The 11,516-nt window shown below is 62.8% G+C and carries 18 protein-coding genes and 1 pseudogene; 17 read left to right on the top strand and 2 right to left on the bottom strand.

Going from position 1 to position 11,516, the window contains the following annotated elements; all coding sequences use genetic code 11:
* The 7 genes and pseudogenes from EOA60_RS38790 to EOA60_RS05455 all read left to right on the top strand — a co-directional run.
* Positions 1–276: pseudogene (locus tag EOA60_RS38790) on the top strand (hypothetical protein); the annotation flags it as partial.
* An 82-nt stretch (positions 277–358) separates the two neighbouring features.
* Positions 359–829: a nucleoside deaminase gene (locus tag EOA60_RS05480; protein ID WP_067318844.1), complete on the top strand. Its 471-nt coding sequence runs from the start codon at positions 359–361 to the stop codon at positions 827–829.
* 141 nt (positions 830–970) lie between these two features.
* On the top strand, positions 971–1,291 hold the full coding sequence (locus EOA60_RS05475; RefSeq protein WP_127335444.1) for a metalloregulator ArsR/SmtB family transcription factor: 321 nt from the start codon (positions 971–973) through the stop codon (positions 1,289–1,291).
* Positions 1,291–1,701, top strand: coding sequence for an SRPBCC domain-containing protein (locus EOA60_RS05470; RefSeq protein WP_095823491.1), 411 nt, complete (start codon positions 1,291–1,293; stop codon positions 1,699–1,701). The genes EOA60_RS05475 and EOA60_RS05470 overlap by 1 nt, the downstream gene beginning before the upstream one ends.
* Before the next feature lie 80 nt (positions 1,702–1,781).
* Positions 1,782–2,015 (top strand): hypothetical protein, encoded by a 234-nt coding sequence (locus tag EOA60_RS05465; RefSeq protein WP_095823492.1) that lies wholly within the window; start codon positions 1,782–1,784, stop codon positions 2,013–2,015.
* The gene (locus tag EOA60_RS05460) at positions 2,015–2,464 is read left to right on the top strand and encodes a DUF1801 domain-containing protein (protein WP_095823493.1); all 450 of its coding nucleotides are present in this window, start codon (positions 2,015–2,017) and stop codon (positions 2,462–2,464) included. The genes EOA60_RS05465 and EOA60_RS05460 overlap by 1 nt, the downstream gene beginning before the upstream one ends.
* A 78-nt stretch (positions 2,465–2,542) precedes the next feature.
* Positions 2,543–2,941: a DUF1801 domain-containing protein gene (locus EOA60_RS05455; protein ID WP_067318850.1), complete on the top strand. Its 399-nt coding sequence runs from the start codon at positions 2,543–2,545 to the stop codon at positions 2,939–2,941.
* Between the two features lie 48 nt (positions 2,942–2,989).
* Here the strand turns inward: EOA60_RS05455 and EOA60_RS05450 are convergent, their stop codons facing one another.
* Positions 2,990–3,544: a GNAT family N-acetyltransferase gene (locus tag EOA60_RS05450; RefSeq protein WP_095823494.1), complete on the bottom strand. Its 555-nt coding sequence runs from the start codon at positions 3,542–3,544 to the stop codon at positions 2,990–2,992.
* A 214-nt stretch (positions 3,545–3,758) separates the two neighbouring features.
* On the opposite strand from EOA60_RS05450, the gene EOA60_RS38785 reads away from it, so the two are divergent.
* From EOA60_RS38785 to EOA60_RS05430, 5 genes are all read left to right on the top strand, one after another.
* Complete coding sequence (locus EOA60_RS38785) at positions 3,759–3,923, top strand: hypothetical protein (RefSeq protein ID WP_245502527.1); 165 nt, start codon at positions 3,759–3,761, stop codon at positions 3,921–3,923.
* Positions 3,890–4,213 (top strand): DUF2214 family protein, encoded by a 324-nt coding sequence (locus EOA60_RS05445; RefSeq protein WP_348632703.1) that lies wholly within the window; start codon positions 3,890–3,892, stop codon positions 4,211–4,213. The genes EOA60_RS38785 and EOA60_RS05445 overlap by 34 nt, the downstream gene beginning before the upstream one ends.
* 260 nt (positions 4,214–4,473) lie before the next feature.
* Positions 4,474–5,451 (top strand): tripartite tricarboxylate transporter substrate-binding protein, encoded by a 978-nt coding sequence (locus tag EOA60_RS05440; RefSeq protein WP_095823496.1) that lies wholly within the window; start codon positions 4,474–4,476, stop codon positions 5,449–5,451.
* 95 nt (positions 5,452–5,546) lie between these two features.
* Positions 5,547–6,008, top strand: coding sequence for a tripartite tricarboxylate transporter TctB family protein (locus EOA60_RS05435; protein WP_067318859.1), 462 nt, complete (start codon positions 5,547–5,549; stop codon positions 6,006–6,008).
* A 10-nt stretch (positions 6,009–6,018) separates the two neighbouring features.
* The gene (locus EOA60_RS05430; RefSeq protein ID WP_095823497.1) at positions 6,019–7,527 is read left to right on the top strand and encodes a tripartite tricarboxylate transporter permease; all 1,509 of its coding nucleotides are present in this window, start codon (positions 6,019–6,021) and stop codon (positions 7,525–7,527) included.
* A gap of 82 nt (positions 7,528–7,609) precedes the next feature.
* Here EOA60_RS05430 and nth read toward each other — a convergent pair whose 3' ends face one another.
* On the bottom strand, positions 7,610–8,425 hold the full coding sequence (gene nth / locus EOA60_RS05425; RefSeq protein WP_127335445.1) for an endonuclease III: 816 nt from the start codon (positions 8,423–8,425) through the stop codon (positions 7,610–7,612).
* 22 nt (positions 8,426–8,447) lie between these two features.
* On the opposite strand from nth, the gene EOA60_RS05420 reads away from it, so the two are divergent.
* From EOA60_RS05420 to EOA60_RS05400, 5 genes are all read left to right on the top strand, one after another.
* A complete protein-coding gene (locus EOA60_RS05420) occupies positions 8,448–8,942 on the top strand; it encodes a DUF2244 domain-containing protein (RefSeq protein ID WP_095800560.1) in 495 nt (164 codons plus the stop codon).
* 213 nt (positions 8,943–9,155) lie between these two features.
* Positions 9,156–10,061 (top strand): methylated-DNA--[protein]-cysteine S-methyltransferase, encoded by a 906-nt coding sequence (locus EOA60_RS05415; RefSeq protein ID WP_164746661.1) that lies wholly within the window; start codon positions 9,156–9,158, stop codon positions 10,059–10,061.
* 263 nt (positions 10,062–10,324) lie between these two features.
* Positions 10,325–10,729 carry a hypothetical protein gene (locus EOA60_RS05410; RefSeq protein WP_245322274.1) on the top strand — a complete coding sequence of 135 codons (405 nt, stop codon included), beginning with the start codon at positions 10,325–10,327 and terminating at the stop codon, positions 10,727–10,729.
* Between the two features lie 124 nt (positions 10,730–10,853).
* Positions 10,854–11,210: a hypothetical protein gene (locus EOA60_RS05405; protein ID WP_348627462.1), complete on the top strand. Its 357-nt coding sequence runs from the start codon at positions 10,854–10,856 to the stop codon at positions 11,208–11,210.
* A gap of 149 nt (positions 11,211–11,359) precedes the next feature.
* Positions 11,360–11,516 (top strand): PfkB family carbohydrate kinase (locus tag EOA60_RS05400; RefSeq protein ID WP_245502528.1); only part of this gene is annotated, 157 nt, incomplete at its 3' end.

Here is an 11,516-nt window from a genome sequence, read left to right as displayed (position 1 = left end):
GGACGGACACTGCTCGGCGTGCTCACGCTCGCCGGTCCGAACACGCGGGTCGACGCGGCCTTCCTCACCCGCATGAAGCGGCCGCTGCTCGAAGCTGCCGCCCGCGCCACCCGCGCTTTTGGCGAAGATGCATCCATGCTGGATGCGGCAAGCCTCGACACGCCGCCGGAGCCCACAACGGATCCGGGTTTTGGCGAGCATCAAATTCGAGTTTCCGGCACGCAGCAGGCCAATGTCGCCGAGCTTCGGGCAGGTGGACGCTCAAGCGACGGTTAGCTCTTGCCAATCGCGTCCCTTGGCACCAATCTCGGCTCGAAGGGCCGCTCATCGGGTGGATGGCGGCGCGATAGGTTTTGCCATGACCCGCGATCAGATGCTCGCCCATCTCCGATCCGCCGACGCCGCGGCGCGCGAGGCGGCGGCGCACGGTCATCATCCATTCGGTGCGGTGCTGGTCGGCCCCGACGACGCCATCCTCATGCGCCAAGGCAATATCGACACCGTCCATCACGCCGAAACCGAACTTGCGCGACGCGCGGCGACTGCCTATTCGCCGGAGTTTCTCTGGACCTGCACGCTCGTCTCAACCGGCGAGCCCTGCGCGATGTGCACCGGAACGCTCTACTGGGCCAATATCGGCCGGCTGGTTTACGGCTTCGAGGAGACCCAGCTTCTGGCGCTCACCGGCGATCACGCGGAGAATCCGACGATGAGCCTTTCTTCGCGCGCCGTGCTCGACTCCGGGCAGAAAAAGATCGAGGTGTTTGGCCCCTTCCCCGAAGTCGCGGACGAGCTGCTCGCACCACACCGCGAGTTCTGGAAGCGCTGACGCGGAAGCGGATGTTGGGGACGGGTCCGCAAGGATAGGGTGACCCAGTCCGCCCTAAGCTTCCGCCCTCTAGGCTCTGCTTGACTCACACATATCTCACTGGTTATACGTCAATCAATAGCCATTGAGTTATCAGTCCAGATGACGAACGCACACGATATGCTGTTCCGGACGCTTGCCGATCCGACAAGGCGCGCCATCTTCGAGCGTCTGTGCCGGCAAGGCGAGCAGACGGTCGGCGCGCTGACGGCTGAGGCCGGTGTCTCGCAGCCGGCGGTGTCGAAACATCTCGGCCTGCTCAAGCAAGCCGGACTGGTGCGCGACCGCCACGAGGGTCGCCAGACCCATTACAGCGCACAGCTTGGCGCGCTGGCGCCGCTAATGGATTGGACTCGCGATATGGCCGGGTTCTGGGAGAGCCGGTTCGACGATCTCGAGGATCTGCTGCAGAGGATGGATTAATGAACGATATGCCGGCCGGAACGCGCTCCGTTATCGTCGAGCGCGAGATTCCCTATCCGCCGGAAAAGATCTGGCGGGCACTGACCCAGCCGCATCTCATCGAGGAGTGGCTGATGAAGAACAACTTCAAGCCGGTCGTAGACCACCGTTTCGAACTGAGCGCGGACTGGGGCGGTGTCGAGTGCCAGGTCCAGACAGTCGAGCCAAACAAAACGCTTTCCTACACATGGGACACCAAGGATCTAGAGAGCGTCGTCACATGGACGCTCACCCCGACCAGCGCCGGCACTCGCCTGCGCATGGAGCAGACGGGCTTCCGGACTGACCAGGAGCCGTATTTCCGAGGTGCGACCGTTGGCTGGCCGAGGTTCTTTTCGGCCTTGGAGCAGGTGCTTTCGCGGATCGAGTGAGGGCGGCAATCTCATCCAGATGACGCAGCCTGGCGCGCTGGTAAGCCCAGCGTTCATTGGATCTTTCAGAGGAGGAAGCATTGGACTGGAGCAAGTGGATCAGGCAGTTGCATCGCTGGCTGTCGATCATCTTTACCGTGACCGTCATCGCCAACTTCATCGCCATGGCCTTGGGCGAGCCGCCCGCCTGGGTGGTCTATTCGCCGTTCCTGCCGCTTTTCCTGCTGTTGTTCAGCGGCCTCTACATGTTCGTGCTGCCCCATGCCGCAAGGTGGCGCGGTGAGCCGGCGCGCGAGCGCGCCGGACCGGCCTGATGGCAAAAGCGAAATCGGCAAAGGTTGCAGCCAGGCCGTCGGGGGAAAAACCCGTCCTGCTTTCGGGCGGCAACCCGCAGATCGCCAAGGGGTATGGTGACGCTCCCGTGCAGGCCTATATCGCGGCGATGCCGGGTTGGAAGAGCGAGCTAGGCCGCCGGCTCGACCAACTCATCATGCAGGCCGTCCCCAACGCGCAGAAGGCCGTCAAATGGAACTCGCCGTTTTACGGCATGGACGGCGAAGGCTGGTTTCTCGGCATTCATTGTTTCACCAGATACGTCAAAGTGGCCTTCTTTCGCGGCATGTCGCTGACGCCGGTGCCGCCCGGCGAATCCAAGAGCAAGGACACGCGCTATTTTCACATCCATGAGGACGACCAGCTCGACGAAGCGCAATTCGTCTCCTGGGTGAAACAGGCAAGTCAATTGCCTGGCGAACGAATGTAAGCGCATTATCGGTCACTCACGGTCCGCCCGACGAGGCATCATGGCGATCCGTCTAGCGGGTGTTGAAGGAGGACACATATGGAGAAAATCGGCGTGCAGGAAAGCAAGTCTCCTTCCGAGCTGATCGATGGCCGTATCGCGGAATTGGGCGATTGGCGGGGCGAGATGCTCGGCCGATTGCGCGCCCTGATTAAGGATGCCGATCCGGACGTCACCGAGGAATGGAAGTGGCGCGGCGTGCCGGTCTGGGAGGACGCCGGAATGATCTGCACCGGCGAGACCTACAAGGCCGTCGTCAAGCTGACCTTCGCCAAGGGCGCCGCGCTGCCGGACCCCTCACGCCTCTTCAACTCCAGCCTCGAAGGCAACACAAGGCGCGCCATCGATTTTCGCGAAGGCGAGGAGATCGACCAGGAAGCGTTCAAGGCTCTCGTGCGAGCAGCGGTGGCCCTGAACAGGTCCAAGGCCAAACGCTGATCCGAGAAGCGCGTCAGCACCGGAGGCGGACGAGCCCGGCATTGCCCTCTAGGCTGTTGCCCCTCCGGCCCACCGCTCCAGCAGGATCGTCGGCTTGTCGTGATAGGTGGTCCGCAGGATTTCGCGATAGCCGTTCTTATCTGCAACCTTGAGCGAGGCGCCATTTTCGGGATCGATGATGCAGACGGTTCTGGCTCGCCCGAACGCCTCGTCACCCCAGGCGACGATGCGCCCGACGACTTCGCTTGCAAGCCCCTGGCCATGCGCACCCGAAGCTAAAGCCCAGCCGGCTTCCGGCACGCCTTCGATCGAGGGCTCGATCTCGCGCTTCAGATCATGGAAGCCGGCCTCGCCGAGGAAGCGGCCAGTCGCCTTGTCCTCGATCGCCCAGAACCCATAGCCAAGCAGCGACCACAGCCCGGCATGGCGCAGGAAACGCATCCAGCTTTCCTCGCGGGTGCGCGGCTTGCCGCCGATGAAGCGGGTGACCCCCGGGTCCGCCCACATCGCGACATAGGTCTCGAAATCGTCGAGCCGGTGCGGCCGCAGGATGGTCCGCGCCGTCTCGAGGATCGGCACCCCGGCTTCCCTTGCAACGCTCATCGCAGTCCTCTCCTTTGAGCGGCAGCGCTTAGCAAACCTGCACGTTCGAACAAGGGCCAGGATCGCCCGGGGCATCCTCCAGCGACGCAAGTAGATGAGCGCGGTCATTGACCGGCTGACATTTCGGCGTGTGGGATTCTCGACAGGCGATGCTAGTCTTGGGACGAAGCTGATTCAGCGATATCGCGGCGCCGTCTGAAAACGAGGAAAGATAATGGACACCACCGACCTTCTGCTGGCGATCGCCCATCATCTTCTGGTGTTCTCGCTGGCCGGCATCATTGGCGCCGAGTTCGTGCTGGTGCGCGGCGGGTTGGGGCGACGACGCTCAAGCGCGTTGTCGGCATCGACCGCCACTACGGCATCATCGCCGCGCTGATCGTCATCATCGGCATCTGCCGGGTGTTCTTCGGCCTGAAAGGCTGGGAGTTCTACGTCTTCAACTGGGTGTTCTGGGCAAAGATGATGGCCTTCATCATCGTCGGCCTGCTGTCGATCATCCCGACCGTGCGCTTCATCTCCTGGAGCAGGCAGGCGAGCGGCAATCCATCCTTCTCGGTTCCGGCGGCGGAGCTCGCCTCGGTGAAGAACTATGTCCGCGCCGAGGGCTTCATCTTCCTGCTCATCCCGGTCTTTGCGGCGGCGATGGCGCGCGGCTACGGTTATTAGAATAGAACCGAGGAAGAGCAGGGATCGGGCAGCAACCGGCATCCGCCAACGTACCGTCGTCAGATGTCGACATCCCGCGATCCATCATCCGACCCAGATCTTTTCCATCCATCTTGCGGGTGATTTGTAGATAATCGCGGTTTGCCGTTTGAGTCCGATTGCAATCTGCTAGCCTGCACTAGTTGCTATTGCATCCACAGCCGTCGCCGAGAGGAATTTCGCGCGGTGGCTGGAGGTTCATACTCTGGGAGGAAGTCACAATGAGAAAATTTGTTGCCGCTCTGGCTGCCGCAGCGGCCGTCACGCTTTATCCGTTCGCCGCGGGCGCGCAGACCTATCCGGAACGCACCATCACCGTTGTGGTGCCGTTTGCGGCCGGCGGCCCGACCGACACGGTCACACGCCTCATCGCCGAAGCCATGTCGAAGGATCTCGGCCAGCAGGTCATCGTCGAAAATGTCGGCGGTGCCGGCGGCACACTGGGCGCGGGGCGCGTCGCGAAGGCTGACCCGGACGGTTATACGCTGCTCCTCCACCACATCGGCATGGCGACCAGCGCGACGCTGTACAGAAAGCTCGCATACGACACGCTCAGCGCCTTCGAATATGTCGGCCTCGTCACCGAGGTGCCAATGACCGTCGTCGGCCGCAAGGACCTTGAGCCGACCGATCTGAAGGGACTGGTCGAGTACGCCAAGGCCAACAAGGATACTGTCACCGTCGCCAATGCCGGGATCGGTGCGGCCTCGCATTTGTGCGGCATGCTGTTCATGAGCGCCATCGGTACGCCGCTGGTCACCGTGCCCTACAAGGGCACCGGCCCGGCCATGACCGATCTTCTTGGCGGCCAGGTCGACATGATGTGCGACCAGACGACCAACACCACCAAGCAGATCCAGGGCGGCACGATCAAGGCCTATGCCGTCACCTCGCCGGAACGCCTCGATGTGCTGCCGGACGTCCCGACGACGACGGAAGGCGGCCTTCCCGAGGTGCAGGTCAGCATCTGGCACGGCCTCTACGCACCAAAGGGTACGCCGGCCGAGATCACCGGACGCCTGTCGAAATCGCTGCAGGTCGCGCTGAAGGATCAGAACGTCGCCGCCCGCTTCGCCGAACTCGGCACCAAGCCGTCGCCCGAAGCCGACGCGACACCGGTGGCGCTGAAGGCCAAGCTAGAAAGCGAGATCGGGCGCTGGAAGCCGATCATCGAAGCCGCCGGCCAGTACGCCGACTGAGGTTTTGGACGGGGCGCGATCGGCGCCCCGTTTTTGCTTCGGCCCCGTTTTGCGTTGCAACGGCGCGCCCGGGGTGCGCACCTGAGAGGAACGTGATGAAGCCCTTCGCAATCGACACGACCAACGGCATATGCGCCGCGCTGTTCATCGCCTTCGGCGCATTTTTCGCGCTGCAGTCGCTCGGCCTCGAAATCGGCAGCGCCTTCCGCATGGGACCGGGCTATTTCCCGCTGGTCCTGGCGATTGTGCTGCTTCTGCTCGGCGTTATCATCCTCGTCCAGGCAGTGCGCTTCGAGAGCGAGGCGATCGGCCACATTGCGTGGCGCGGCATGCTGCTCATCCTCCCCGCTCCGATCTTCTTCGGCCTGACGGTGCGCGGTCTCGGCTTCATCCCGTCGATCTTCCTGACGGCGCTGATCGCATCCTTTGCCAGCGCCCGCATGAAACCGCTGACCGCGCTCGTGTTGTCGGCCGGCCTGACGCTGTTTGCCTCACTCGTCTTCAGCTACGCACTCGGCCTGCCGTTTCGACGCTTTGGCCCGTGGCTGCCATTGTGAGGAGACGACCATGGAGCTCCTCGCCAACTTGGTGCTCGGCTTTTCGACGGCGACATCGCTGACAAATCTCGGTTTCTGTCTGATCGGCGTCCTTCTCGGCACGCTGATCGGCGTCCTGCCCGGCATCGGCGCCACCGCAACCATCGCCATGCTCTTGCCGATTACGTTCCAGATAGGCGACCCGGTTTCCTCTCTCATCATGCTCGCCGGCATCTATTACGGCGCGCAATATGGCGGCTCCACCACCGCCATTCTCATCAATATGCCCGGCGAATCCTCGTCAGCCGTCACCGCAATCGACGGCTACCAGATGGCAAAGAACGGCCGCGCCGGGGCGGCACTCGCGATCGCTGCGATAGGCTCGTTCTTTGCCGGCACGGTGTCGACCTTCCTGGTCGCCATCTTTGCTCCGCCGCTGACGGCGATGGCGCTGGAATTCGGCGCGGCCGAGTATTTTTCGCTGATGGTCGTCGGCCTCGTCTCGTCCGTCGCGCTCGCCCACGGCTCGATAGTCAAGGCGCTAGCCATGGTTGTGCTCGGCCTGCTGCTCGGCATTGTCGGAACCGACATCTATACCGGCACGCCGCGCTTCACGCTCGGCATCACGCAATATGCCGACGGGCTGAATTTCGTCGCGGTAGCGGTCGGCGTCTTCGGCGTTGCCGAGATCCTGCGCAACCTCGAGAACGAGCATGAGCGCTCCGTGCTGATCCGAAGAGTCTCCGGCCTCATGCCCACCAGCGAGGATTTTCGGCGCATGGCCGCGCCTATCATGCGCGGAACGATCATTGGTTCGGCGCTCGGCATCCTGCCGGGAGGCGGCGCGATCCTTGCAGCCTTTGCCTCCTACACGGTCGAAAAGCGCGTATCGAAAAACCCGGGGGAGTTCGGCAAGGGCGCCATCGAAGGGGTCGCCGGGCCGGAATCGGCCAACAATGCCGGCGCGCAGACCTCCTTCATCCCCATGCTGACGCTTGGCATTCCGGCCAATCCGGTAATGGCGCTGATGATCGGCGCGATGATCATCCAGGGCATCGTGCCCGGCCCCAATGTCGCGACCGAACAGCCGGAGCTGTTTTGGGGCATCATCGCCTCAATGTGGATCGGCAACCTGATGCTGATCATCCTCAACCTGCCGCTGATAGGGCTTTGGGTGAAGCTCCTTACGATCCCCTATTACGTGCTGTTTCCGATCATCATGGCGTTCTGCTCGATCGGCGTCTACAGCGTCAACACCAATGTTTACGACCTCTACGCCGTCGCCTTCTTTGGATTGCTCGGCTACCTCCTGACCAAGCTGCGCTGCGAACCCGCGCCACTGCTGCTCGGCTTCGTGCTCGGCCCGTTGCTTGAGGAAAACTTGCGTCGCGCCATGATTCTGTCGCGCGGCGACCCGAGCACCTTCGTGACGAGACCGATCAGCGCCAGCCTGCTCTTCATCGCGCTCGCCGTGCTCGTCATCGTCTTCCTGCCCGCGGTCAAGAAGAAGCGTGAAGAGGTGTTTGTGGAGGAAAATTAAGTCATTGAATTTGCGTTGCGATTTTTGAATTCGGCGTTTTGGCCGCAGGCGCCGTCGGCTGGCGCTATCCGCTACACTCTGCCTAGCTGACACCAATCGCTCGGTCCTCAGTTTCGTCGAGCGGCGCGAGCTCGATCAGCGGCGCCGGCAGGTCGGTGGTCTTTTCCTTGGACTTGCAGATATCGGCGATGACACAGACCGGGCAGTCGGGCTTGCGCGCCTTGCAGACATAGCGGCCATGCAGGATCAGCCAGTGATGGCCGTGCCGCATGTATTCGGCGGGGATGACTTTTAAGAGCCCCTGCTCAACCTGTTCGGGCGTTTTGCCGGGCGCCAATCCAATACGATTGCCGATGCGAAAGATATGCGTGTCCACCGCCATCGTGTGCTGGCCGAAGGCGACGTTGAGCACGACATTGGCGGTCTTGCGTCCCACGCCCGGAAGCTTGACCAGCTCGTCCCGATCTTCGGGCACGTTGCCGGCATAGTCGTCGATCAGTGCCTTCGAGAGCGCGACCACGTTCTTGGCCTTGTTGCGCCACAGGCCTATGGTGCGGATGTAGTCGCCGACCTTGGCCTCACCGAGCGCCAGCATCTTCTGCGGTGTATCGGCGACCGAAAACAGCGGCTTCGTTGCCTTGTTGACGCCGGCATCGGTCGCCTGCGCCGACAGCACCACCGCGATCAGCAGCGTGAAGGGATTGACATAGTCGAGCTCGCCCTTCGGCTCGGGCCGCTGCACGGAAAAACGCCGGAAGATCTCATGCACCTCGGCGGGCGTGTAGAGCGAGCGCAGCCCGCCCTTCCGGGACGGCGTCTTTGCTTTCGCACTGCCGCCTGAGGCGGAGGCTGACGGCTTTTTGACGAGGAAGGAGTTTTTGGACTTGGGCGGCGCCATTCCCTTCCTATAATATTTCCCTATGAGCGACACAAACGCCTCGTTCGAAGCCGACAAGCCATTCTTCCAGGCCCTGCTGACGCCGCATCGCTCCCTCGGTCGGACCGGCTTTCTGATATTGATGGGCGCGCTGATGTTCGGCTGGGCGATCACCGGCGCGATCTTCCTGGCACATGGCGCATGGCCGGTCTTCGGCTTCTTGGGGCTGGACGTGGTCGCCGTCTACATCGCCTTTCGCGTCAATTACCGGGCGGCCCGCGCCCGTGAGGAAATATCGGTCTCGCGCACCAGGCTTGACATCCGCAAAACGGCGCCGTCGGGCCGCTTCGAGGATCATCGCTTCAACCCGTTCTGGGCCCGCTTTTCGATCGCCCGCCATGCCGAGATCGGCATCACCAACATGGCCGTCGAGGCGCAAGGCGAAAGCGTTTCGATCGGGTCTTTCCTGGATCCCGGTTCCCGCGAAAGCTTTGCTGCTGCCTTTTCGCGCGCACTGGCGACCGCCAGGGCGCGTTGAACTGGCACGGCGCTCCGGCGCCTCGCCGTAGAGCGTCATCAGCAAGGTCTGCCTTACCCCGGTCAAATCTATCTTTTCGCCGGCCGTCATCGCCCTTCGGCTCGAAGCCTGCTCGATCTGGGTAGGGGCCGGAGGAAGGCAAGTTTCGGGTGGTGGCAATGCGCGGGAAGACCGATATTCGCGGCCGAGCAGATAGCCATGGGAGATATTGCCATGAACGCCCAGATGACCATGAATACCCGGATGGAACCGTCAGCGATCCTGCAGAACGACATCACGCCCGTGGGCAGCGACTACGAAATCGTGCGCCGCGCCATCGAGAAGATCAGCCTCGACTATCGCGACCAGCCCTCGCTGGAGGTTCTGGCCGAGGCGGTCGGCGAGACGCCGACGGGCCTGCAGAAACTGTTCACGCGCTGGGCCGGCCTGTCGCCCAAGGCCTTTCTGCAGGCGGTGACGCTCGACCATGCGCGCAGGCTGCTTGATTCCGGCATGCCGCTGCTCGAAACCTCGTTCGAGCTCGGCATGTCGGGCCCCGGCCGGCTGCACGACCTCTTCGTCACGCACGAAGCGATGTCACCCGGCGACTACAAGACCCGTGGCGCCGGCCTGACCATCCGCTACGGCTATCATATCTCGCCCTTCGGCATTGCGTTGATCATGGTCACCGATCGCGGGCTGGCCGGCCTGGCCTTCTGCGACGCCGGCGGCGAGCGGGCCGCCTTCGCCGATATGTCCGGCCGCTGGCCGAACGCAGCTTACGTCGAGGACATGTCGGCCACCCAGCCCTATGCCGCGCGCGTCTTCGATCCGACAAAATGGCGTGCGGACCAGCCGCTGCGCGTGGTGATGATCGGCACCGATTTCCAGCTGCGCGTCTGGGAGGCGCTGCTGCGAATTCCGATGGGCAGGGCCTGCACCTATTCCTCGATTGCGGCAAGCATCGGCGCGCCGAGCGCCAGCCGGGCCGTCGGTGCGGCGGTGGGCGCCAATCCGATGTCCTTCGTGGTTCCTTGCCATCGTGCGCTCGGCAAGTCCGGCGCCCTCACCGGCTACCACTGGGGACTGACGCGCAAGCGCGCCATCCTCGGCTGGGAGGCGGGACAAATGGCGTCCTGAAACTTCGTTTTTTCCGCGCGCCATTGCGAAAACCGTGGATCTGAATATAGGTAAGTATAATCGAAAACAATACATCCGAAATATCGGGAAATGCAACCGGAGACAACCTCAGGTTTCGCCGGTTGTATTTTGAATTGTTTGCAGTCGTTATCTTGTTTAACACTAAATTAACCACGATAAACGGATGATACCTCTGTATTGAGCCGCATTTGCTAAGGGCACAGATATGCGGAAAGTTCGTCGGGCATCGCAGGTTCTGACGCTTGCAGACGGGCTTCACCTTGCCCGGCGTCACCCTGCCCCAGGGCCGAGGACGAGGTTCAGCTTCCGACGGCACGACCTGCCGCTCGGCCGTTTCCGGCAGCGGCGCCTATCTGGACGTCGGCGTCATCCGCGTCAACAGCAACCACCAGTCGAACAGCAACCTCGCCACTTACGGCGGCGTAGTGGTCCCGATCGGGCGGACGCCGAAGCGCGTCGATTGCGGCCGCCTCTACGAACTCGAGGTCGAGCGCCTGCAGCTTGAATTGAAGCTGCTCAAGATGGGTCTCGGCGCCGACGGCCAGACGGGAAGCGTGGCTGTTCCCGATCCCGCGACCGCCTCCGCCGCCGCATCGACTGGATGGGCTAACGAAGGCTGGAGCATCAGAGGCACAAACCGGCAATGACAAGAAAAAGAAAAAGAAATAGCCACGCGCTGATCGCCGCGGTGGCTGCGCTTGCAAGCTTCTCGCTCCCGGCTTCGGCGGCTATCATCGGCACTTGCACCATCATGATCGGCGCCCGGGAACGATGAAATCGAACCCCGCCATCAATATCTTCGGCTCCAGGCAGGCGGGCGGGTCGAGCGCCGGCGCCACCATCACCGCGAATGCGACGCTATGCACGATCCTCAACCTGCTCGACTGCTATTCCGTCTCGGCACCGGCGCCGACTGCCTTCACGTCCGCGCCGAGCGGCGGCGACACCGACGTCACCTTCGCCACCGTCTTCCGCCTCGATGGCTCAGGCTCGGACATCCCGGGCAGTTCGCCGCAGCGGGTGACCAACGGCACTCACACCATCCAGGTCGATCTCACGGCCACGAAATCGCCGGGCATCTTCCCAGCCGGCAACTACCAGGGCACGGTGACGGTGCGCTGCGAATGATGCTGTGGGCCGGTGCGGCGCACAACCGGCTTGATCTGGCAATAGACGGTCTTTGCGGCTAGCCTCCCGCGCAAGCAACTGCGTAAATGCAAGGACTTGCGGCATCGGCCTTCGATCGAAGGCTCGCCCGCTCATGCAGGAGGCCTTTCTTGATCATCATCGTCGGCTCGATCAACCTCGACCTGATCGCCAATGTCGACCGTTTGCCTGAACCCGGCGAGACGGTCCGCGGCTCCGGCTTTGCCGCCGGGAGCGGTGGCAAAGGCGCCAACCAGGCGCTGGCCGCGGCCCGCGCAGGCGCTGAGG

The sequence above is a fragment of the Mesorhizobium sp. M1A.F.Ca.IN.020.06.1.1 genome, assembly GCF_004023265.1.
Taxonomy (GTDB): domain Bacteria; phylum Pseudomonadota; class Alphaproteobacteria; order Rhizobiales; family Rhizobiaceae; genus Mesorhizobium.
This window is presented reverse-complemented; position numbering and strand designations above follow the sequence as displayed.